The organism is Streptomyces sp. KL116D, assembly GCF_030766975.1.
Lineage (GTDB): Bacteria > Actinomycetota > Actinomycetes > Streptomycetales > Streptomycetaceae > Streptomyces > Streptomyces longispororuber_A.
Genome location: NZ_JASERH010000127.1, coordinates 43,758 through 64,829 on the forward strand (window position 1 = coordinate 43,758; position 21,072 = coordinate 64,829).

18 protein-coding genes are annotated in these 21,072 nt (G+C 72.6%); 11 read left to right on the forward strand and 7 right to left on the reverse strand.

Annotation, left to right across the window (positions count from 1 at the left end; all coding sequences use genetic code 11):
* The first annotated feature begins 128 nt into the window (after nt 1-128).
* Nucleotides 129-734: a hypothetical protein gene (locus RBJ77_RS47235; RefSeq protein WP_372350622.1), complete on the forward strand. Its 606-nt coding sequence runs from the start codon at nt 129-131 to the stop codon at nt 732-734.
* Nucleotides 735-870: 136 nt separating this feature from the next.
* Nucleotides 871-3,276, forward strand: a complete 2,406-nt coding sequence (locus tag RBJ77_RS47240) for a right-handed parallel beta-helix repeat-containing protein (protein WP_372350623.1) — start codon at nt 871-873, stop codon at nt 3,274-3,276.
* Here the strand turns inward: RBJ77_RS47240 and RBJ77_RS47245 are convergent.
* Nucleotides 3,246-5,621 carry a hypothetical protein gene (locus RBJ77_RS47245; protein ID WP_372350624.1) on the reverse strand — a complete coding sequence of 792 codons (2,376 nt, stop codon included), beginning with the start codon at nt 5,619-5,621 and terminating at the stop codon, nt 3,246-3,248. The genes RBJ77_RS47240 and RBJ77_RS47245 overlap by 31 nt on opposite strands.
* A gap of 223 nt (nt 5,622-5,844) precedes the next feature.
* Between RBJ77_RS47245 and RBJ77_RS47250 the strand changes: the two genes are divergently transcribed.
* Both RBJ77_RS47250 and RBJ77_RS47255 read left to right on the forward strand, forming a co-directional pair.
* Nucleotides 5,845-6,672, forward strand: coding sequence for a DeoR/GlpR family DNA-binding transcription regulator (locus RBJ77_RS47250; protein WP_255966615.1), 828 nt, complete (start codon nt 5,845-5,847; stop codon nt 6,670-6,672).
* A 90-nt stretch (nt 6,673-6,762) separates the two neighbouring features.
* Nucleotides 6,763-7,251 (forward strand): SRPBCC family protein, encoded by a 489-nt coding sequence (locus RBJ77_RS47255; RefSeq protein WP_372350625.1) that lies wholly within the window; start codon nt 6,763-6,765, stop codon nt 7,249-7,251.
* Nucleotides 7,252-7,261: 10 nt separating this feature from the next.
* Here RBJ77_RS47255 and RBJ77_RS47260 read toward each other — a convergent pair whose 3' ends face one another.
* The gene (locus tag RBJ77_RS47260) at nt 7,262-8,359 is read right to left on the reverse strand and encodes a PLP-dependent cysteine synthase family protein (RefSeq protein WP_372350686.1); all 1,098 of its coding nucleotides are present in this window, start codon (nt 8,357-8,359) and stop codon (nt 7,262-7,264) included.
* Between the two features lie 383 nt (nt 8,360-8,742).
* Here RBJ77_RS47260 and RBJ77_RS47265 point away from each other — a divergent pair, with 383 nt between their 5' ends.
* Together RBJ77_RS47265 and RBJ77_RS47270 are read left to right on the forward strand one after the other, a co-directional pair.
* Nucleotides 8,743-9,057, forward strand: a complete 315-nt coding sequence (locus RBJ77_RS47265) for a hypothetical protein (protein WP_255966618.1) — start codon at nt 8,743-8,745, stop codon at nt 9,055-9,057.
* Nucleotides 9,058-9,263: 206 nt separating this feature from the next.
* The gene (locus tag RBJ77_RS47270; protein ID WP_372350687.1) at nt 9,264-9,761 is read left to right on the forward strand and encodes an ATP-binding protein; all 498 of its coding nucleotides are present in this window, start codon (nt 9,264-9,266) and stop codon (nt 9,759-9,761) included.
* A gap of 39 nt (nt 9,762-9,800) precedes the next feature.
* Here RBJ77_RS47270 and RBJ77_RS47275 read toward each other — a convergent pair whose 3' ends face one another.
* Genes RBJ77_RS47275 through RBJ77_RS47285 form a run of 3 tightly spaced genes read right to left on the reverse strand, consistent with a single transcriptional unit; the run spans nt 9,801 to nt 13,419 of the window.
* Nucleotides 9,801-12,362: an ABC transporter permease gene (locus tag RBJ77_RS47275; RefSeq protein ID WP_372350626.1), complete on the reverse strand. Its 2,562-nt coding sequence runs from the start codon at nt 12,360-12,362 to the stop codon at nt 9,801-9,803.
* Complete coding sequence (locus RBJ77_RS47280; protein ID WP_372350627.1) at nt 12,359-13,123, reverse strand: ABC transporter ATP-binding protein; 765 nt, start codon at nt 13,121-13,123, stop codon at nt 12,359-12,361. Before RBJ77_RS47280 ends, RBJ77_RS47275 begins: the two co-directional genes overlap by 4 nt.
* Nucleotides 13,120-13,419, reverse strand: a complete 300-nt coding sequence (locus RBJ77_RS47285; RefSeq protein WP_372350688.1) for an SHOCT domain-containing protein — start codon at nt 13,417-13,419, stop codon at nt 13,120-13,122. Before RBJ77_RS47285 ends, RBJ77_RS47280 begins: the two co-directional genes overlap by 4 nt.
* A 166-nt stretch (nt 13,420-13,585) precedes the next feature.
* Between RBJ77_RS47285 and RBJ77_RS47290 the strand changes: the two genes are divergently transcribed.
* The 5 genes from RBJ77_RS47290 to RBJ77_RS47310 are packed head-to-tail and all read left to right on the forward strand — an operon-like array spanning nt 13,586 to nt 16,472.
* Entirely contained in the window at nt 13,586-14,173 is a 588-nt protein-coding gene (locus RBJ77_RS47290; RefSeq protein ID WP_372350628.1) for a TetR/AcrR family transcriptional regulator, read from the forward strand.
* A gap of 10 nt (nt 14,174-14,183) precedes the next feature.
* A complete protein-coding gene (locus RBJ77_RS47295) occupies nt 14,184-14,585 on the forward strand; it encodes a cupin domain-containing protein (protein ID WP_372350629.1) in 402 nt (133 codons plus the stop codon).
* A 14-nt stretch (nt 14,586-14,599) separates the two neighbouring features.
* A complete protein-coding gene (locus RBJ77_RS47300; RefSeq protein ID WP_372350630.1) occupies nt 14,600-15,184 on the forward strand; it encodes a DUF4865 family protein in 585 nt (194 codons plus the stop codon).
* Entirely contained in the window at nt 15,178-16,092 is a 915-nt protein-coding gene (locus RBJ77_RS47305) for a phosphotriesterase (protein WP_372350631.1), read from the forward strand. The genes RBJ77_RS47300 and RBJ77_RS47305 overlap by 7 nt, the downstream gene beginning before the upstream one ends.
* An 11-nt stretch (nt 16,093-16,103) precedes the next feature.
* A complete protein-coding gene (locus RBJ77_RS47310) occupies nt 16,104-16,472 on the forward strand; it encodes a hypothetical protein (protein WP_372350632.1) in 369 nt (122 codons plus the stop codon).
* 115 nt (nt 16,473-16,587) lie between these two features.
* On the opposite strand, the gene RBJ77_RS47315 is transcribed toward RBJ77_RS47310, so the two are convergent.
* Together RBJ77_RS47315 and RBJ77_RS47320 are read right to left on the reverse strand one after the other, a co-directional pair.
* Nucleotides 16,588-17,847 carry an ROK family protein gene (locus tag RBJ77_RS47315; RefSeq protein WP_372350633.1) on the reverse strand — a complete coding sequence of 420 codons (1,260 nt, stop codon included), beginning with the start codon at nt 17,845-17,847 and terminating at the stop codon, nt 16,588-16,590.
* A gap of 140 nt (nt 17,848-17,987) precedes the next feature.
* On the reverse strand, nt 17,988-20,993 hold the full coding sequence (locus RBJ77_RS47320) for a carbohydrate binding domain-containing protein (protein WP_372350634.1): 3,006 nt from the start codon (nt 20,991-20,993) through the stop codon (nt 17,988-17,990).
* Nucleotides 20,994-21,072: the final 79 nt, after the last annotated feature.

Consider the following 21,072-nt stretch of genomic DNA (forward strand, 5'->3'; position numbering starts at 1 on the left):
GAGGGACAATGGCAGAGTCGGAACCATCGGCACGAGGGTCGAGCGGGTGATGTCGCTCTCTCTTCCCGCTGCCCACGCGTGGACGCTGCCGTTCGGGGTTATGACGGACGCGGAAGGGGGTGCAGCCCGTGCGAGCGATCAGGGGGCTCTGGCGCTGGCGCCACAATCCACTGCGCCGTGGGACGGACCTGGCCGAGGCATGGGTGGCGCTGGTCGCGCTGATCCTCATCGTCGTGGCCGGGCCGGTCCTCGGGATCGTCGCGGGATCCCTCTCCCGTGACGCGCTGTACCGCTCGGTGCAGGACCAGCACAGCAAGCGCCACGAGGTCACGGCGACGGTGGAGAAGAAGGTGTCCCAGCCGCCGCTCGACCCGGACCCGGAGACGTCGACCGCGCGCGACGCGCACAGCCGCGTCGTCGCCCACTGGACGGCGCCGGACGGCTCGGCGCACCGGGGCAGGGTGATAGCGGCGCTCAAGACACCGCACACGGGCGACACGTTCCCGCTGTGGACCGACGACAAGGGCCGTGTCACCGGCCGCCCGCTGGACCGGGCGACCGCCACGACGCACGCGGTGCTCGCCGGATTCGGGGCGGCGGTCGCCGTCACCGGCCTCGTCGAGGGCACCCGCCGCCTGATCGTGTGGCGCATGGTCCGGCGCCGGTACGCACGGTGGGACCAGGCCTGGGACATCGCGGGGCCGGACTGGGGCAGGACCGGCACCGGCAGCTAGCGGCCGCCGACGGGGTCCCGGCTCCGGTCAACTGCCGTGCCCCGCGCACGCTACGGTGGACCCACCTTTCGCAGGGAGACGTCCGTCAGGGCGCGAAGACGACCCGCGTACGACGAGGTGGGGGCAGAGCAGCGCCATGGCACAGGGCACGGTCCAGGTGACGCACACCGGCACATCGAGGTGGCGGCGCCGCACGGGCGAGTACGCGTCGCTGGCCGCCGCTCTGGAGGCGGCCGGCGACGGAGACGTGCTGACCGTCGCCCCCGGCACGTACAGAGAGAACCTCGTCGTCCAGCGCGCGGTGACGCTGCGCGGCCCCGAGGGCTCCCCCGGCTCGGTGCGCATCGCGCCCGCCGACGGGGTGCCCCTGACCGTGCGGGCCTCCGCGACCGTGCAGGACCTGCACGTGGAGGGCCAGGACGCGGCGGCTCCCGCGCTGCTCGTCGAGGAGGGCGCGCCGGAGATCACCGACGTCCGGGTGGTGACCCGCTCCGCGGCCGGGATCGAGGTGCGCGGCGGGGCCCGGCCCACCGTGCGGCGCTGCACCGTCGACAATCCGGGCGGCATCGGCATCGCCGTACTGGACGGCGGGGGCGGTGTGTTCGAGGAGTGCGAGGTGGTCGCCGCCGGTCAGGCCGGTGTCGCCGTGCGCGGTGGCGCGCACCCCCGCCTGGAGCGCTGCCGGGTGCACCACACGTCGGGGTCGGGCCTCTCCGCGACCGGCGAGCACACCGGTCTTGAGGCCGTCGGCTGCGAGGTGTACGAGGTCAAGGGCTCGGGCGTGCAGATCACCGGGCGGGCGACCGCGCACCTGACGGACTGCGACGTGCACCGCACGACGGCCGACGGGGTCACGCTCGACACGGACGCGGTGCTCACCCTCGCGGACTGCCGCATCCACGACGTCCCGGAGAACGCGGTGGACCTGCGCTCCCGGTCCGTGCTCACCCTGACCCGTTCCACCGTGCGGCAGTTCGGGCGCAACGGACTGTCGGTGTGGGACCCGGGCACGCGCGTCGACGCCAACCAGTGCGAGATCCACGACAGCACGGGCGACTATCCGGCGGTCTGGGTGAGCGACGGGGCGACCGCGGTACTGGACGCGTGCCGGGTGCACGACGTGCCGGACGCGCTGTTCGTGCTCGACCGCGGTTCGCGCGTGGACGTCGTCGACACCGACCTCTCGCAGGTGCGCAACACGGCCGTGTCGGTGAGCGACGGCGCGACCGCGCAGCTCGACGACTGCCGCATCCGGGAGGCCGCGACGGGCGCCTGGTTCCGCGACCACGGCAGCGGCGGCACGCTCTCCAACTGCACGGTGGACGCGACCCAGACGGGCGTGATCGTCACCAAGGGCGCCGACCCGACCATCGAGCGCTGCACGGTCACCTCGCCCGCGGAGGCGGGCTTCTACGTGTCGGCGGGCGGCCGGGGCAGCTTCCACGGCTGCCGGGTGTCGGGCAGCGGCGGCTACGGCTTCCACGTGATCGACGGCTGCCGCACCACGCTCAAGAAGTGCCGGACCGAGCGGTGTTCACGCGGTGGCTACGAGTTCGCCGAGGACGGCCCGCTGGTCGAGGAGTGCACCAGCGACGAGAGCGGCGGGATGCGTCCGGGGGCGACGGCCGCTCCGGAGCCGGTCGTCCAGACGGCGACGCAGTCCGTGGGCCTGCTCAGCGCGGTGCCCGACCAGCGGCCCGCCGCGCCGCCCCAGGAGGAGGCGCAGCCGTCGCGCACGTCGAAGGCCGTGCTCGGTGAACTCGACGCGCTGGTGGGCCTGGAGAGCGTCAAGCGCGAGGTGCGGGCGCTCACCGACATGATCGAGGTGGGCCGCAGGCGCCAGGAGGCCGGCCTCAAGGCCGCGTCCGTACGGCGGCACCTGGTGTTCACCGGCTCCCCCGGCACGGGCAAGACGACGGTGGCGCGGCTCTACGGCGAGATCCTCGCCTCGCTCGGCGTCCTGGGGACGGGGCACCTGGTGGAGGTGTCCCGGGTCGATCTGGTCGGCGAGCACATCGGCTCGACCGCGATCCGGACCCAGGAGGCCTTCCAACGGGCCCAGGGCGGCGTGCTGTTCATCGACGAGGCGTACGCCCTGTCCCCCGAGGACTCGGGGCGGGACTTCGGCCGTGAGGCGATCGACACGCTCGTGAAGCTGATGGAGGACCAGCGGGACTCGGTCGTCGTCATCGTGGCGGGCTACACGGCGGAGATGGAGCGCTTCCTCTCGGTCAACCCCGGTGTGGCGTCCCGGTTCTCACGGACCATCACGTTCTCCGACTACCTCCCTGAGGAGCTGCTGCGGATCGTGGAGCAGCAGGCGGACGAGCACGAGTACCGGCTCGCCTCCGGGACGCCGGAAGCCCTGCTGAAGTACTTCACGGCGATCCCGAAGGGTCCGGCGTTCGGCAACGGCCGTACCGCGCGGCAGACGTTCGAGTCGATGGTGGAGCGGCACGCGGGCCGGGTCGCCCAGGTCGACGAGCCGGACACCGACGACCTGACGCTCCTCTACCCGGAGGATCTGCCGGAGCTGCCCTGAGGCTCGCCCTCGGGGCGCGGCTGCGGGACGCCGGGCTTGAGGCGGGCCAGGAGGCGGGCGCGTTCCTCGGCGAAGACCGGGTCGGCCTGGTAGTCGCCGTGGCCCAGGATCGGTGCGGGCAGCGGGTGTTGCTCGGTGCGGCCGTAGGCGAGCGGGTCCAGGAGGGCCGGGTGGTCGACCTGGGGGCCGCATTCGCCCGACAGGTTGATCGGGCCGCCGATCGGGTCGGTCCTTCGGTGCAGATTGCGCCAGCAGTCGACCTGCCGGTGCAGCGAGGTGAGGGCCGCGGGTCCGAAGTGGACGGGGAACCAGCGTCCGTACAGCCGCTCCAGGGGCGATCCGTAGGTGAGCAGTCCGACGCGCTTGCGCACGGAGGGGTGCAGTTGCCAGGCCGCCGCGGCCGCCAGCACGCTGCCCTGCGAGTGCCCGGACAGCACGAGCCGGCCGCCGGTGGCACGGGTCCAGGTGGCCATGCGCCAGGTGAGGTCGGGGACGGCGCGCTCGGCGTAGCAGGGGGGCGCGAAGGGGTGCGCGGCGCGCGGCCAGAAGGTGCCCACGTCCCAGAGGATGCCGATGGTGCGGCGTGCGGACGCGTCCTTGTAGGCGCGGCGGCCCCAGGTGACGAACAGTATGAAGCCGAAGCCGATCAGCCAGGAGCCGAGTGCCTGCGCGGTGTCCGCGGCTCCCTCGACAACGGAGTAGCTGCCCTCGGCGGCGGTGCCCGGCACCTTTCCCGTGACCCAGGCGCCGGCCACGGCGAGGGCGCCGAGCAGCAGGGTCACGGACGAGACGACGCCGATCATCAGGGGTGCCCGGTCGGTGAGGGCGGCCCGCGCGCGGGTGCCGGCGATCCGTGCGGTGCGCGTCGGGTCGGGGCGCTCACCGGGTTCGGCGGAGTTCGGGTCCAGGGCGTAGTCCAGGCCGACCCGGGCCTTCTCGCGCTTCTTGTCGCGTGCGGTGCGCACGGCGAGGGCGGCGCACAGGACGGCGACGATCACCAGGAGCGGCGGGATGACGGCGGCCTGCCAGGACAGCAGCACCGGCGGGCCCTTGATCAGGCCGCTGGTGCCGTCGAGCCAGTCCGCGACGCGCTGCGCGATGCCGCCGGTCATCACGCCGCCCAGGGCGCAGGCGAGCATCGCGGTGGCGGGTCCGCCGAGGCCGCGCAGCGCGGTGCGGTGGTCGGGCGCCGTGCGGTAGATCGCCGTGGCGACCACGGCGAGGGCGATCACCAGGGCGCCCTGGACTAGGGCGATGCCGCCGAACGTCGTGTCGCCCGGCAGCCGGCCCGCCGACCGCCAGTCGGGCCGCGACCAGCCCGCGTACAGCATGCTCAGGACGAGCAGGCCGAGCGCGCCGTACGGCAGAGCGCGCACGAGGGTCTTGTCCAGGCTGATGTCGAGCTTGTTCTCGCTGCGGCCCCGGCGGGCGACGACGCCGACGACCAGGAGCGTGCCCACGGCCAGCGAGCCGACGAGGGCCCACCCGAGGACGTCGAGGACGACCGGCCCGCCGGGAGCGCGGTCGTGCCGGGCGGCCGAGGTGCCGACGGCCGCGGCCACGGTGAGCAGGCCCGCCGCGGTGTGGGCGGCGCGCAGCCGGGCGACGAGGCGCCGTCCGTACCAGAAGCCGGGCCTGCCGAGCGCGCCGCTCGTCTCGCCGTCGTCGGCGTCGGGCTGGTGCGGCAGCGGGCGCTGCGACTCGTAGGCGCTCCAGGTGCGGTGCGAGAGGTACCACAGGAGTGCCGTCAGGGCGGTGGGCACGAGCGAGGCGAGGGCGAGTCGGCGGCCGGGCTGGCTCCACCAGCCGCCCGCGCCGTGCGCGTCGACCGCGAGGAAGCCCAGCCAGGCCCGCCGGTCCGCGCACGCGGCGGTGCCCGCGCACTGCCAGGCCGTCAGGTCGAGCGCGACCTCGCAGACCGCGGCCACCAGGAGCACGGTGAGCGTGAGTCCGGTGAGGCGGACCAGCAGGCCGTAGAGCCGGACGTTCCGGGATTTCCTGCGGGCGTTGGGCCGCATCCAGTGGGCGAGGTTGACGACCATGAAGGGGAGCAGCAGCAGCCACAGCGCCCGGGAGCCGTTGCCCGAGGTGAGGTTGCACCACACGTACGCCTCGGGGACCGGCTTGCCCCGGTAGTCCTCCGGCCGTGCCTCCGCGTCGACGTCCTCGCCGCGCCGGAAGACGGCCGCCGTCTCGTCGCCCGACACCCGTACCGTCTGCGGGTCGTCGAGCATTTCCTGCGGTGTGGTGCCGCCGACTCCGTGGACCAGCAGCTCCAGGGCGGTCTCGTCCGCCACCGCCGGCGTCTCGTGCGCCTTCTCGTGGTTCTCGCGCGCCGTATTCATGTGTCCCCCGTTCCTGAGCGTCACCAGGATCCCGGCTCAGTGCTCCCGCGCGCACCCCTCGTCACGGAATCTCCCCGACCCGTCGCGCGGATTTCGCCACCGCGGGTGTCCGCCGTGCAGGTCGGGCGCGCGGGCGGTGGTACGGGTGTCGGTGCCGCGTGCGAGGATGACGCCGAAGACCTGAACGTGGCTGGTGTGACGAGGCGAAGGGACCCGACGGGACGTGAGCGAGAACCAGAACCTCCTCGCGGAGCAGCGCCGCGCCCTGATCCTCGACGAGGTGCGCCGGCGCGGCGGCGTCCGGGTCAATGAACTCACCAGGAAGCTCGGCGTGTCGGACATGACGGTCCGCCGCGATCTGGACGCGCTGGCCCGGCAGGGCGTGCTGGAGAAGGTGCACGGCGGGGCCGTGCCGGTCGTCGAGGCGAGCACGCACGAGCCCGGGTTCGAGGCCAAGTCGGGTCTGGAGCTGACCGCCAAGGAGGACATCGCCCGAACCGCCGCCACGCTGGCCGCGCCGGGCACCGCGATCGCCCTGTCCGGGGGGACGACGACGTACGCGCTGGCCCAGCAGCTGCTCGACGTGCCGGACCTGACGGTGGTGACGAACTCGGTGCGGGTGGCGGACGTGTTCCACGCCGCGCAGCGCAGTGCGGGGACCCGGCAGGGCGCGGCCACCGTGGTGCTGACCGGTGGTGTGCGCACGCCGTCCGACTCGCTGGTGGGGCCGGTCGCCGACCAGGCCATCGCGGCGCTCCACTTCGACGTGCTGTTCCTCGGCGTGCACGGGATAAGCCCGGAGGCGGGCCTGTCCACGCCGAACCTGGCGGAGGCCGAGACGAACCGGCGGCTGGTGCAGTCCGCGCGGCGCGTGGTCGTCGTCGCCGACCACACCAAGTGGGGGACGGTGGGCCTGAGTTCGTTCGCCTCGCTGGACCAGGTGGACACCCTGGTCACGGACGCGGGGCTGCCGGTCGACGCCCGCGCGGAGGTCTCCGAGCACGTGCGGCTGGTCGTCGCCGGTGAGCCCGAGACCGGTACAGACATCTGACGGGCCGACAGCTATGGTGACCGTACCCGGTCAACCGCTCTGTTCTGCCCGTCCGTTGGTGGCGTCTTCCTGTTTGGGGGCTGAACGTTCATGGCACGTCGACTTCTCCCCGTCGGTCTCGATTTCGTCGAGACGGCGCCGCTGCGGCTCGTGTTCGCCCGTGAGGTGTCCGCATCGCCGGACGCCGTGTACCGGGCGCTCGCGGAGGACGTCGCCGGGTGGCCCCGGTGGTTCTCGGCGGTGACCCTGGCCAGACCCCTCGACGACGGGGCCGACGGCCCGCGGCGCGAGGTCCGGCTCAAGGGCGGGACCCGGTTCGTGGAGACCATCGTGGCCGCCGAGCCCGGCGCGCTGTACGCGTACCGGGTGGACGAGACCAACGCACCGGGTGTGCGGGCCCTGTTGGAGGAGTGGCGGGTCGTCGCCGTGCCCGGCGGCTCACGCGTGCAGTGGACGTTCGCGGCGGACGGCGCCGCCCCGTTCCGCGTGGGTCTGAAGGTGGGCCGGGCCGGTCTCGGGCGGGCCTTCCGGGACGCGGTCGGCGCCCTGGACCGGCGGCTGTCGTCGGCGAACGCCTAGGCGCAGCCGCTCACTCGGGCCACCGCCCCGTCTCGAGCAACTCCGTGATGGCCTCGGCGTACGGGGCGATGTCCAGGCCCTGCCGCGCCAGCCACTCGTCCGAGTAGTACTTGTCCAGGTAGCGGTCACCGGGGTCGCACAGCAGCGTCACGACGCTGCCGGTGCGGCCCTGGGCCACCATCTCGGCGACGATCTTCAGGGCGCTCCACAGGCCGGTGCCCGTCGAGCCGCCCGCCTTGCGGCCGATGGCCTGCTCCAGGGCGCGGACGGCCGCCACGCTCGCCGCGTCGGGGACCTTCATCATGCGGTCGATGGCGCCCGGCACGAAGCTGGGCTCCATGCGGGGGCGGCCGATGCCCTCGATGCGGGAGCCGCAGTCGCTGGTCGCCTCGGCGTTGTCCGTCGTCCAGCCTTCGAAGAAGCATGAGTTCTCCGGGTCGGCGACACAGATGCGGGTGTCGTGCTGCATGTAGTGGACGTAGCGGGCGAGGGTCGCCGAGGTGCCGCCGGTGCCGGCCGTCGCGACGATCCACGTCGGGTGCGGGTAGCGCTCCAGCTCCATCTGTCGATAGATCGACTCGGCGATGTTGTTGTTGCCGCGCCAGTCCGTGGCCCGCTCCGCGTAAGTGAACTGGTCCATGTAGTGACCGCCGGTACGGGCGGCCAGGTCGGCGGCCTCCGCGTACACCGTCATGGGGTCGTCGACGAAGTGGCACCGGGCGCCGTGGAACTCGATGAGTCGGCACTTCTCGGCGCTGGTCGTACGGGGCATCACCGCGATGAAGGGGACGCCGATCAGCTTCGCGAAGTAGGCCTCGGAGACCGCCGTCGAGCCGCTCGACGCCTCGATGACGGGGCGGTCAGGGCGGATCCAGCCGTTGCACAGACCGTAGAGGAACAGCGAGCGTGCCAGGCGGTGCTTGAGGCTGCCCGTGGGGTGGGTCGACTCGTCCTTGAGGTAGAGGTCGATGCCCCAGTGCTCCGGCAGCGGGAAGCGCAGCAGGTGGGTGTCGGCCGAGCGGTTGCTGTCGGCCTGCACCTTGCGGACGGCCTCTTTGAGCCAGTTTCGGTAGTCGGGATCCGTGCGGTCGGCGTCGAGCGTCGGCATCGGTTCACCGGCGGCGCCGTCGCCCTGGGGACGGCCTTGCTGAATCGTGCTCACCGCACGGCTCCTTCGCGTCGTTCCGAGCGTCGGCCCGGGCAGGCCCCGGAGGATGGATCGACAGGGGATGCCCAGCGGACCGGTGCGGCCCCGGTCGGAGCGACCCGGACGCCTCGATCATAGACACCTTCCGCACGCTTCTCACCTGCATAAACACACCTTTGAGGGCCTCAAAGGACCACCTGGCGGCCGGGCGGGAACGGACGTGCGAGGGGGGCGCGCATTCCGTTTGCACCCACTGCTTCACTCCACGTCCACATGCACACTGGTGCTCCTGGCCAGGTGCGTGCAGACTGCACCGCACGAACGCACTGAGGGGGCGAAGCGGCATGGCGGAGCCGGAGTTCACGGCGACGGGCGTGCGGATCGGGCGGCGGTTGCGCTCTCTGACCCGGGCCGGCCAGGTCCGGATCAAGGGCGGCAGGCTGGAGTTGCTCACGAGTTACGGCAGTGAGATCGACAGCGCCCCCCTCGACGAAGTCCGTGCGGGCAAGCCCTGGTTCGGCGCCGACGACCGTGCGACGGCCGAGGTCGACGGCAGGCGGTACCTGCTGCGGCTCGGCGGTCAGGGCGGCGATGCCGGACCGCCGACGGCACGCCGGTTCATCGAGGCCGTGCGCAGGGCCACGACCCGCACCTCCTAGCTCCACGCGTTCCGGAGGGGCAGCCGTCGAAGTTGCACGCCCGCATCCCCTGGGTCACTCTGGTCACACATCACTACTCAGGGTTTACCGGCGATGACGCTGCGAACCAGCCCGCCGGACACAAGCAGCGGGCGGTCCTGTTCACAGCGTGGCCCTTCCGCTCGATCCGATCTCGTCTTCCGGACCTCTTTCGGGGAGTCGCAGCCGTGATCAGCCAGCCGAGCAGGCATTGCACGGTGGAGCTCCAAGCCCTGCCGTCGCGGATCGGACAGGTCCGCAGAATCGTATCGGCGCAGTTGCGCTACTGGCATCTCGATCCATTGATCGACCTGGCGGCGCTCGGTGTCACCGAGCTGCTGACCAACGTCCACCGGCATGCCGAGCCGGACAAGATGTGCACCGTGGAGATCGAACTGCGCAGGGACCGGCTGACGGTCTCCGTGTACGACCACGATCCGCGGTTTCCCGAGGTCCGCGACGCCGATCCGCTCGCGACCTGCGGGCGCGGTCTCGCGATGGTCGCCTCGGTGAGCGACGACTGGGGGGTGCGGCCGCACGGCGACGGCGGCAAGGTCGTGTGGTTCTCGCTGCCCGCCCCGTCGCCCGCGGTGGCCCTGCCGCCGTATCCGGTGTACGACTCCTCGGCCGCGCTCCACGCCGACGCGCCCACGCATGCTCCCGCCCGGTCGGCCGTCGCAGGCTGACCGGGCGGTGATCACACCGTCAGAACGGGAACGGCGTCACTACTCGGTGGCGATGGCCCGCAGCACGTCGAGGCGGGCCGCCCTGCGGGCCGGGCGCAGTCCCGCCAGGGCGCCGGCGGCAAGGCCGACGAGGGTCACGACGACCAGTTGCAGCGGCGGCAGCGCGAACGCGAAGTCGCTGTCGCTCGCGCCGTCGGACGCCTTGACCAGGACCCAGCCGAGGAATCCGCCGAGGACCAGTCCGCCGGCCGTGCCGAACGCGGCGACCAGCACGGACTCCCAGCGGACCATGGCCCGCAGCTGTGCCCGGGTCTGCCCGACGGCCCGCAGCAGACCCAGCTCGCGGGTGCGTTCGTGCACGGCGAGGGTGAGCGTGTTGGCGATGCCGAGCAGGGCGATCAGGACGGCGAGGGCGAGCAGCGCGTAGACGAGGGTGAGCATCATGTCGATGCCGCCCGCCGCCGACTGCGCGTACGCGTCACGGGTCTGCACCTCGGGATCGCCGTACGCGGCCGCGACCTTCTCGACCGCCGCCTTGCCGTCGGCCGCGCTCACGCCGTCCTTGAACGTCACGGAGACGAGGGTGTCGGAGTCCTGGGCGCGGTGCGGGGCCCAGGCCTCCCGGGTGATGACGTAGTCGCCGGCGAGTTCGGACCGGTCGTAGACGGCGCGGACGGTGAACCGTTCGCGGGTGCCGTCGGTGAAGGCGAGCCGGGTGGTGTCGCCGACCTTCAGGTGCAGGGCGTCGGCCTCGTTCTCGGTGAGGGCGATGCCGTGCGTGCCCAGGTCGTCGATCGAGCCGCGGACCGTGCCGAGGTCGAAGGCCCTGGCGAGGGCGGCCGGGTCGGTGACGGTCAGGGCGCGGCCCTTGCCGTCGACGTCCGCGACGCCCTTGCCGAGTCCGACGGCGGTGGCCACCTCGGGCTGTCGCGCGAGGGCCGGTGCCAGCTTGGGGCTCAGCCCGCTGCCGCCCGCGCCGAACGACGGGGTGGAGACGGCGACGTCACCGGCGAAGGAGCGGCTGACCGTCTGGTCCATGGTGGCCTTGAGCGAGGCGCCGAAGACGGTGAACAGGGAGACCACGGCGACGCCGATCATCAGCGCGCCGGCCGTGGCGGCGGTGCGCTTCGGGCTGCGCAGGGCGTTGCGCCGGGCGAGTCCTCCGGTGACGCCGCGGAACCGGTCGAGCGGGCTGCCGAGGACGCGGACCGCGGAGGTCGAGGCGACCGGCCCGAGCACCACGAACGAGGCGAGCACCAGGACGGCGCCGACCCCGGCCAGGGTGAGCGAGGGGGACACCAGGACGCCGGCCAGGGTGGCGGCGAGCGCGGCGGCGCCGAGGACCGTGCCGATGACGGCGCGGCGGCGCGAGGCACCCGAGTCGTCGACGGCGATCTCGCGCAGCGCGGCGAGCGGCGCGGTGCGTCCGGCGCGCAGGGCGGGCAGCAGGGCGGAGCCCAGGCAGACCACGACGCCGACGGCGAGGGGCAGCAGCATGGACAGGGCGCCGATCACCAACTCCCCGTCGGGGAAGGGGAATCCGATAGCGGGGAAAAGCGCCTGCAGACCGGCGGCGATGCCGATGCCGCCCGCGAGTCCGGCGGCCGAGGCGAGGACGGCCACGCAGCCGGCCTCGACGAGGGTCGCCGCGGTGACCTGCCTGCGGGCTGCGCCGAGCGCCCTCAACAGCGCATTCTCCCGGGTGCGTTGGGCCACGACGATCGCGAACGTGTTGTGGATGGAGAAGGTCGCGACGAGCAGCGCGATACCGGAGAAGACGAGCAGGAACGTCGTGAAGAGGTTCAGGAACTGGCCGGAGATCATGTCGGTGTTCTCCTGGGCCGACTCCGTGCCGGTGATGGCCTCGACGCCCCGGGGAAGCCGGTCCTTCAGCGTGTCGACGAGCTCCTGCTGGCTGACGCCGGGGCCGGCCCGCACCTGGACGGTCGACGCCTCCCCCGGCTTCGGGGTGAGGTACTTCTCGGCGTCGGCGCGGGTCATCCCGGTGAAGGTCACCTGGGCCATGCCGTCCTCGCCGCCGAACGTGGCCAGGCCGACGATCGTGACCCGCACGGGGTCCGGCGTGCGCAGCGTCGTCGTGTCGCCGATCTTCAGGTCGCCGGTCCTCGCGGCGCCGCGGTTGACGACGACCTCGCCGCTCCTGCGCGGGGCGCGGCCCTCGGCGAGCTGGTAGGCGTTGAGCTCGGGGTCGTCGATCCAGTTGCCGGCGAGGGTGGGCGGGCCCTGGCCGCCGATGGGCTTGCCGTTCGCGCCGATGAGCTGGCCCGCGCCCTGGATGTTCGGCGCGGCGGCGGCGACGCCCGGCTGCCCGGCGAGGTCGTCGGCGAGCGAGGCGCGGACGGGCTGCCGGGTGCCCTGGCTCTCGCCGGGCGTGGTGATGACGTTGGTGCTGCGGACGACGGCGTCCGTGCCGCTGCTGGCTCCGGCGAACATCGAGTCGAAGCTCGCGCGGAGCGTGTCGCCCATGACGAGGGTGCCCGCGAGGAACGCGACGCCGAGCACGACGGCGGTGAACGTGCCCGCGAAGCGCCGCTTGTGCGCGCGCAGGGACCTGAGGCTGAGGCGTGCGGAGGCGTTCATGACGATCCGTCCCCCCGGGTGCCGTCGAAGGCCTTCATCCGGTCGAGGACCTTCTCCGCGGTGGGGTGTGCCATGCGGTCGACGAGGCGGCCGTCGGCGAGGAAGACGACCTCGTCGGCGTGGGCGGCGGCGACCGGGTCGTGGGTGACCATGACGACGGTGCGGGCGGTGCGGCGCACGGCGTCGCCGAGCAGGCCGAGGACCTCGGCGCCGGAGCGGGAGTCGAGGTTGCCGGTGGGTTCGTCGGCGAAGACGACGTCGGGCCGGCCCGCGAACGCCCGGGCCACGGCGACGCGTTGCTGTTGTCCGCCGGAGAGCTCGGCGGGCCGGTGGTGCAGCCGGTCGCGCAGTCCGACGACGTCGATGAGCGCGTCGAGCCACTCGGTGCCGGCCCGGGCGCCGGCCAGGTCGATCGGCAGGGTGATGTTCTCGGCGACGGTCAGCGTCGGCACCAGGTTGAACGCCTGGAAGACGAACCCGATCCGGTCCCGCCGCAGCAGGGTCAGCCGCTTGTCGTCGAGGGCGCTCAGTTCGGTGTCGCCGAGGTACGCGGCGCCGCCGGTGAGGGTGTCGAGCCCTGCCGCGCAGTGCATGAGGGTCGACTTGCCGGAGCCCGAGGGCCCCATGATCGCGGTGAACCGTCCGGCGCGGAAGTCGACGCTCACGCCGTCGAGGGCACGGACGGCGGTGTCGCCGGAGCCGTACACCTTGACGGCGTTCTCGACGCGCGCCGCGGTGTCGGTGAGCGTCGCGGTGGTCATGCCGCACCGTCCTTGGTCTGGCTGCCGTAGCGTCCGAACTCCTCGTTCAGGACGGTCAGCCGGCGCCAGTACTCGTCCTCGTCGATCTCACCGGAGGCGAACCGCCGGCCGAGGACGGCGATCGGCGAGTTCTGGTCGACGCGGGCCGGTCCCGGCCGCCAGGGGCCGCGCCGCCCGCGCCACACGGTGCGGCGCAGCAGGGTGATGCCGCCGACCACGACGGCCGCCCAGATCAGCGGGAAGAGAAGGATCCACGGTCCGGGGCCGTCGCCGCCGAAGTGCGCGAGGGTCTGCATCTGACTCATCTCCCGAAGGACGTCGGTGATTGATGACTTGAGCGTCGCTCCGCGAGGGGGCCCAGGTCGTCGTACGGCCAGCGGCACATCGCGTACCACCGCGGGAGTACGACGGCGCCTTCCGGCTGCTCCCACCCCTCTGCCCTTGCTTTCTGTAACTACTAGTATGTACGGTGAGGTCATGAGCACTCAGGAGCGACTGATCGAGACGACCCGCGAGCTCCTGTGGGAGCGCGGGTACGTCGGCACCAGCCCGAAGGCGATCCTGCAGCGGGCGGGCGTCGGCCAGGGCAGCATGTACCACCACTTCACCGGCAAGCCCGATCTCGCGCTCGCCGCGATCCGGCGCACCGGCGAGGAGATGCGGGCCACGATCGACCGGCTGCTCGGCGCCGACGGTTCGGCGTACGAGCGGGTCGAGGCGTATCTGCTGCGCGAGCGCGACGTGCTGCGCGGCTGCCCGGTCGGGCGGCTGACCATGGATCCGGACGTGATCGCCAGCGACGAACTGCGCGCACCGGTCGACGAGACGATCGCCTACGTGAAGAGCCGGATCGCCGACGTCGTCCAGGAGGGCGTGGCGGACGGCGAGTTCGCGCCCCACCTGGTGCCGGCCGAGATCGCCGCCGCCGTCGTCGCGACGGTGCAGGGCGGTTACGTCCTGGCGCGCGCCTCCGGGTCCACCGAGGCGTTCGACGCGGGCGTCCGCGGCCTGCTCTCCCTGCTCCGCTCCCCCGCCACCACCACGGACTGAGGACACCTTCGTGCAGATCACGCGCCATCGCCCCGACTCGCTGCAGGGTCCGGCGGAGAACTTCACCGGGACGGTCTGGCTGGAGGAGATCGCCGGCGCTCAACTCCCGTCCCGGCTGCGGATGTTCAACGTCCACTTCGCTCCGGGCGCGCACACCGCCTGGCACACCCACCCGCACGGCCAGGTGCTGCACGTCGTCTCGGGCGAGGGCCGGGTGCAGCGCAGGGCTGGTGAGGTCGAGGTGATCCGGGCGGGCGACACCGTCTGGATCGAGCCCGGCGAGTGGCACTGGCACGGGGCGGGGCCGCGCACGTTCATGACGCACCTGGCCGCCGTCGAGGCGGGCGAGGACGGCACGACGGCGTGCTGGGGCGCGCACGTCACGGCCGACGACCCGCACCCGGCGCACTGACGAGGAGACCGACCGTGCATGCGATGAACTACGAGATGACGCTGCCCGCCGACTACGACATGGACGTCATCCGTGCGCGGGTGGCGGCCAAGGGACATCTGCTGGACGACTTCCCGGGCCTCGGCGCCAAGGCGTACCTGATGCGGGTGCGCGGCGAGCAGGGCTCTCCGGTGAACCTGTACGGCTCCTTCTACCTGTGGAACTCGGCGCAGGGCATGAACTCCTTCCTCTGGGGCCCGGGTTTCCAGGGCGTGGTGAACGACTTCGGGCGGCCGGCCGTGCGGCACTGGACGGGGATCGCGTACGAGGAGGGGCCCGCGACCGCGGAGCCGGCGCGCAGCGCGGTGCGGTCACGGACGCCCGTCGAGGCGGGGGCCGAGCTGCACGAGGTGACGGCGGACGCGGTGGCCGCGACCGGGCAACTGGCAGACCGGGACGGCGTGTTGTACGCCGCGGCCGGGGTGGATCCGCGCACCTGGGAGCTGGTGACCTTCTCGGTCTGGGCGCACGACGCCCCGAAGGCGTCCGGCGACGTCTATCAGGTGCTGCACCTGTCGCAGCCCGAGCGGCATCTTCTGCACCGTGGGAGGCAGTGGTGAGCGGCACCGTTCGCAGCGTCCAAGGCGACCTGGATCCAAGGACGTTGGGCGTGGTCGACGCCCATGACCACCTCTTCTTCCGCAGCCCGCTGCTGCCCGGCCAGGAGCTGGCCGACACCGGACTCGCCCGGCAGGAGCTGGCGGCGTACGCGGCGGTGGGCGGCGGCACCGTCGTGCAGTGGACCCCGTACGGACTGGGGCGCCGGGCCGCAGAGCTGCCCGCGCTCGCGGAGGCGACCGGGGTACGCGTCGTCGCCGCGACCGGTCTGCACCAAGCGGCCCACTATCCGGGCGAGTTGCTGGACGCGCGCCGGACGGACCTGGCCGAGGTCTTCGTGCGCGAGCTCACCGAAGGCATCGGGGACAGTGGCGTACGGGCCGGTCTGATCAAGGTCGCGGGCGGGTTCCACGCACTCGACGCGCACGCCCGGTGGACGATGCGGGCCGCCGCGGAGGCGCATCACGCGACGGGGGCGCCGATCGCCGTCCACCACGAGCTGGGCACGGGCGCCCTGGACGTCCTCGACCTGCTGTGCGACGAGCTGGCGGTGCCCGCGCACCGGGTGATCCTCGGGCACCTCAACCGCTGCCCCGACGTCGTGACGCAGCGCGAGGCCGCCCGCTCGGGCGCGTACGTGGCGCTCGACGGGCCGTCGCGGGGCAACCACGCCACGGACTGGCGGATGCCCGACGTGATGGCGGCGCTCGCCGGTGCCGGGTACGCGGACCGGCTGCTGCTGGGCGGCGACACCACGACCGCCGGGGCGCGGTCGGTGAGCGGCGGGCCCGGGATGCCGTACCTGCTGCGGCGGGTGCGGCCCCGGCTGGAGGCCGAGCTGGGCAAGGAGGCGGTGGAGCGGATCCTGGTGGACAATCCGGCACAGGCGTTCTCGGTCGAGTGGCGGTGAGGGGTGCGGACGTGGTCTCTGGAGTTCTGGTCGCCGAAAGCCTGCGCGCGGACGGCGAGTTGAGCGGTGTGCCGCTGTCCGTCACCCGGGTGCGCAGGGTGCGTGCGGCGGGCGTCGGGGACGGCCAGCCGGCCGACTGGACGCTCCTGCACTTCGAGGCCGCGGACCGCGACGCCCCCGCGCTCGCCGACGCGCTGGCGGACTGTCTGTCCCCCGAGGGCGGCTGGTACGCGGACTTCCACGGCGCCACCGAGGTGTACGTGGTGTTCGCCGGGCACGTGTGCCGGTACCGGCGCGGTGACGCGGCGGGCCGCGAGGCGGCACGCGCCTACGGCCGGTCCGCGGGCGTGCCGGAGGAACAGCTCGACTGGGGCGAGTGAGCACCGCCCGACCGCGCCGGGCGAACGCGGGCGCGCCTCGTCGCTCGTTCCTCGTCCCCGGGGCCGGGGCCGGGGCCGGGGTGCCGTCGGCGGTGGCGCCCCGGGCCCCTGCCGCTCAGCTCGACGCGGTGAGCGCCGCGATCGGGTCGTCGAGCACCGGCTGCCAGGCCAGCTCGGCGGCGCCGACCAGGCTGTTGTGGTCGAGCGTGCACGCCAGGATCGGCACACCGCCGCTGCGTCCCCACAGACTGCGGTCGGCCACCACGGCCCGCAGCCGCTCCGGGTCGACGTCGAGCAGGGTGCGGTGCAGGCCGCCCAGGATGATCCGGTCCGGGTTGAGGATATTGACCAGGCCGGCCAGGCCGAGTCCGAGGCGGTCGATGAGGGTCTCGGTGGCCGCGCGCACCGCACCGTCGCCCGGGGCGTCGCGCAGCAGGCCGCGGGCCTGCTCCAGGAGCGACCCGCCGGGGTCGGGGGTACGGCCCGCCGCGATGAGGAAGGCCAGCGGATCGGCCTCCACGTCCAGGCAGCCGCGGCTGCCGCAGTGGCAGGGACGGCCCTCGGGGTTGACGGTGAGGTGCCCGACCTCCAGGGCGAGGCCCGAACTGCCGGTGTGCAGATGGCCGTCCAGGACGAGCGCGCCGCCGACGCCGCGGTGTCCGGTGGCGACGCACAGCAGGTCGCGGGCGCCGCGTCCGGCGCCGTGCCGGTGCTCGGCGAGCGCGCCCAGGTTGACGTCGTTCGCGGCGAACGCCGGGATGCCGAGGTCCGCCTCGCGGACGCAGTCGGCGAAGATCTGCCGGACCGGAGCTCCGGCGGGCCAGGCCAGGTGCAGTGGATTGAGGGCGGTGCCGTCGGGTTCGGCGACGGCGGACGGCACGGCGAGGCCCGCGCCGACGCAGCGCCGCCCGCTGCTCTCCAGGAGCCGGACGCCCGCCTCCACCACGGAGCGCAGCACGTCCGCCGGGTCGGGGTCGATGATCTCGCAGCCGGGGGTGGTGGCGACGATCTGCCCGCCGAGGCCGACGAGGGCCGCGCGGTAGCCGTCGGAGTGGACCTGGGCGGCGAGGGCGACGGGCCCGTCCTCGGCCACGGAGAGGCGGTGCGAGGGGCGTCCCTGGGAGCCGGCGGCGGCGCTCGGCCTGGCGTCGATCCGGATGAGGCCGAGCGCTTCGAGTTCCGCGGCGACGGCGCCCGCGGTGGCGCGGGTCACGCCGAGTTCGGCGGTGAGGACGGCGCGGGTCGGGGCGCGTCCGGTGTGGACGAGTTCGAGCGCGGGGCCGAGGGCGCTGCGGCCCCGTTCAAGCCGCGGTGGCCGCGTGGCACCTTCGCCCGCCGTATGGCTCCCGTTCCCGGAGGCCGCCCTGCCGCCCATCAGCAACTCCTCGCCCTGATCACGGTCTGGAATGGTAGCCGGTGAACGGGGGCGGGGCCGTGCCCAGACCCCGTACCGGGGCGCCGGGCGGGGAACGGCGGACCCACCGGCCCGTGACCGGGCCGGTGGGTCCGTCCGCGCTACTTCAGGTACGGGCCCGCGGTGCCGACCTTGCCCGGCGCCGCGTTCTTGCCGCCCAGGTCCAGGACGTACACCCGCAGATTGCCCTTGCCGGGTGCGGCCACGGTGAGCGTGCCGTCGGTGACGGTCCGCACGTCGCCGGTGACGGCGTCCTTGTAGGTCCCGTTCGGGATGTTCCTGTACGTGGCGCCGTCGGTGACGGCCACCAGCGCGAAGCTGTCGACGCCGGTCGCGGTGTCGGTGTAGCGCCGCTTGAACGCCATGTTCCCGCTGATGTCGGCCGTCGAGTACTGGCCCGTCTGGAGGGCGGGCACGGCCCGGCGGATCTGGTTGAGCCGCTGGACGTGCTTGACCAGGGGCGCGTCGAGAGTGGTGGCGACGGCGCCGGACGCACTGGAGACCGTACCGAAGCCGGAGGCGGTGACGCTGCCCTCCAGTTTGTCGCCGTAGTAGGCGCGGCCGGTCGTCGCCAGCGGGCACGTGGTGCCGCAGTCGATCTTCTGGCCCTTCTGGAACTCGGTCTCCGAGCCGTAGTACAGCGTCGGGATGCCGCGGAACGTCCACATCAGCGCCATGTTCTCGGCCCATGCGTCGGTGCCGCCCGCGTAGCGTTCGCTGCTCTTGTTCGGCCCGTAGTCGTGGCTGTCGACGTAGACGACGTTGTAGGTGGCGTCGTTGGTCGAGTCGTCCGAGTCCTTGCCGTTGTTGTAGGCGTTGGAGGCGTCGCCGAAGTTCATGTGCATGCGCATGTCGATGATGTTCATGCCGGAGAACTTGCTGTGGTCGGGCGTGTGGTAGCTGTTCCCGTCGAGGAAGGCGTTGGTGGACGTCGGCTGGCTGCCGGTGCCCGACTGCTCCTCGTAGTCGTACTGTTCGAGGGCCGCCTTCTCGTCGTCGGCGGAGTACTCCTTGCGTTCCTTCCAGGTGTAGAACTGCGCGGAGTGGTTGACCGAGCCGCGGTTCCACTTGTCGTTGACGAAGGCCGCGACCTCGCCGAAGACGAAGAAGTCCTTGGCCTTCTCGGCGCCGAAGCGCTGCGTGACGCGTTCCTGGATCGCGGGCAGGAAGCGGCGGTTCCAGGTGACGCGCGGGATGTGCACGGCCGTGTCGACGCGGAAGCCGTCGACGCCCATGTCGATGTACTTGTCGTAGGCGCCGATCAGGTAGTTCTGCACCTGGGCGTTCTCGGTGTCGAAGTCGGCGAGGTCCTCGTGCAGCCAGCACGAGCGGGAGTCCTCGCCCTCCCAGTTCCCGATCCAGCACTGGTGGTAGAGGGACTTGGGGAACATGCCCGATGTCGGGCTCGGCCACTGGCAGTTGTAGATGGTGTAGCCCTCGGGGCTCTTGGCGCCGGTGGGCTTGCCCCAGTTGAGGCAGGTGTTGCCGCTGGGCTCAGCCGTCGACCACATGTCGCCGTTGTAGTACGACTTGCCGGAGACCGGCTCGACCGTCAGGCCGTCGTACTCGAAGCCGTCCTGCTTCTGGTCGTAGTACCAGCTCCACTGGTCGTCGCGGACGCCGTACACGGTCGGTGTGAACAGCCCTTTGGCGCCCCAGCGCGAGGAGTGGTTGTAGACCACGTCCTGGTAGATCTTCATGCCCTTGGCGTGGGCGGCGTCGATCAGGTCCTGGTAGGATGCGCCGGCGGATTCGAGGCGCGGGTCGACCTTGTAGAAGTCGTAGCCGTGGTACCCGTGGTAGTCGTAGTCGGAGCGGTTGAGGACGACCGGGGTGATCCAGACGGCGGACATCCCGAGGCCCTTGATGTAGTCGAGCTTCTCGACCAGGCCCTTGAAGTCGCCGCGGAACATGGGGTCGTCGTTGGCCTCGTTGCCGGTCTTCTTGTGCTGGCTGCCGCCCCGGTTGTTGGAGCTGTCGCCGTCGTAGAAGCGGGCGGTGAGCACGAAGTAGATGGGGTCCTTGCGGGGGTCGCCGCCGAGCGGGGTGCCCGTGCTCTGTGCGGGCTGCTCGCCGGTGGTGGCCTTCGCCTCCGCGCTCGCGGCCGAGGCGTTCCCGGCGGCGTCCAGCGCCTTGACCGTGTACGTGTACGCGGTCTTCGCCTCCAGTCCCGTGTCGGAGTACACGGTGGAGGTGGCGGCGATGACGGAGGTGCCCTTGGAGCCGCCGGTGCGGGTGATCTGGTAGCCGGTCACGCCCGTGTCGTCGGTGGCCGCGTCCCAGGTGAGGACGATGGCGGTGCCGGTGGCCGCCGCCTTGACGTTGCCGGGTGCGGAGGGCGCGGTGGTGTCGGGTGCGGCGGCCGCGCACGGGTCCTTCGCGTCCTTGGTGGCGGTGCCTGCCCGTACGGTGTTGATGCCCTTGCCGAGCTGGTAGTTGCCGCCGTTGTTGTTGTCCCAGGTGCCGTTGCCGTTGTTGAAGGTCGCCTGCCACGTCGTGGCGGTACCGAGGTCGACGGTCTTCTTCACCCAGCCGGTGCAGGCGGCCTCCATGCCGACACCGGGCACGGTCGTCCAGGTGCCGCCGGTCGGCGCCCAGTGGAGGTTGTAGGCGGCCCAGTTGATGGTCGTGGTCTCGTAGTAGACGGTGGCGGCGTTGCCCTCGGCGGGTTCGGTGGCGCCGCACGGGTCACTGTGGGCGACGACGCCGTCCTTGACGGTGATCAGCCCGGTGCCCAACCGGTAGTTGTTCCCACCGTTGTTGTCCCAGGTGCCGTTGCCGTTGTTGAAGGTCGCCTGCCACGTCGTGGCGGCGCCCAGGTCGACGGTCTTCTTCACCCAGCCGGTGCAGGCGGCCTCCATGGCGACGCCCGGCACGGTCGTCCAGGTGCCGCCGGACGGCGCCCAATGCAGCTTGTAGGCGGCCCAGTCGGTGCTGGACGTGGAGTAGTAGACGGTGGCCGTGTTTGTGTCGGCGGCGCTCGCGGGGGCGCCGCCGAACGGGGTGCCCGGCAGGAGCGTCACCAGGAGGGCGGCGATCACCGCGAGCACGAGGCCCAGGGGGCGGAATCTGTGGCGGCGCGTACGTGGTCGTGCGGAGAGGTTCACGTGAACTCCTCGGTCGGGGCCGCGGCGGTGCGGCCTGACGGCGGTCGTCCCCCTCGCGCGCCTCGAGGGGGACGACCGG

Bases quoted from the DNA above. Each gene is read 5' to 3' on its own strand.
- RBJ77_RS47245 (WP_372350624.1), bottom strand. From the start codon at position 5,621: ATGAATACGGCGCGCGAGAACCACGAGAAGGCGCACGAGACGCCGGCG.
- RBJ77_RS47260 (WP_372350686.1), bottom strand. From the start codon at position 8,359: ATGCCGACGCTCGACGCCGACCGCACGGATCCCGACTACCGAAACTGG.
- RBJ77_RS47315 (WP_372350633.1), bottom strand. From the start codon at position 17,847: ATGGGCGGCAGGGCGGCCTCCGGGAACGGGAGCCATACGGCGGGCGAA.
- RBJ77_RS47255 (WP_372350625.1), top strand. From the start codon at position 6,763: ATGGCACGTCGACTTCTCCCCGTCGGTCTCGATTTCGTCGAGACGGCG.
- RBJ77_RS47275 (WP_372350626.1), bottom strand. From the start codon at position 12,362: ATGAACGCCTCCGCACGCCTCAGCCTCAGGTCCCTGCGCGCGCACAAG.
- RBJ77_RS47265 (WP_255966618.1), top strand. From the start codon at position 8,743: ATGGCGGAGCCGGAGTTCACGGCGACGGGCGTGCGGATCGGGCGGCGG.
- RBJ77_RS47240 (WP_372350623.1), top strand. From the start codon at position 871: ATGGCACAGGGCACGGTCCAGGTGACGCACACCGGCACATCGAGGTGG.
- RBJ77_RS47285 (WP_372350688.1), bottom strand. From the start codon at position 13,419: ATGCAGACCCTCGCGCACTTCGGCGGCGACGGCCCCGGACCGTGGATC.
- RBJ77_RS47280 (WP_372350627.1), bottom strand. From the start codon at position 13,123: ATGACCACCGCGACGCTCACCGACACCGCGGCGCGCGTCGAGAACGCC.
- RBJ77_RS47290 (WP_372350628.1), top strand. From the start codon at position 13,586: ATGTACGGTGAGGTCATGAGCACTCAGGAGCGACTGATCGAGACGACC.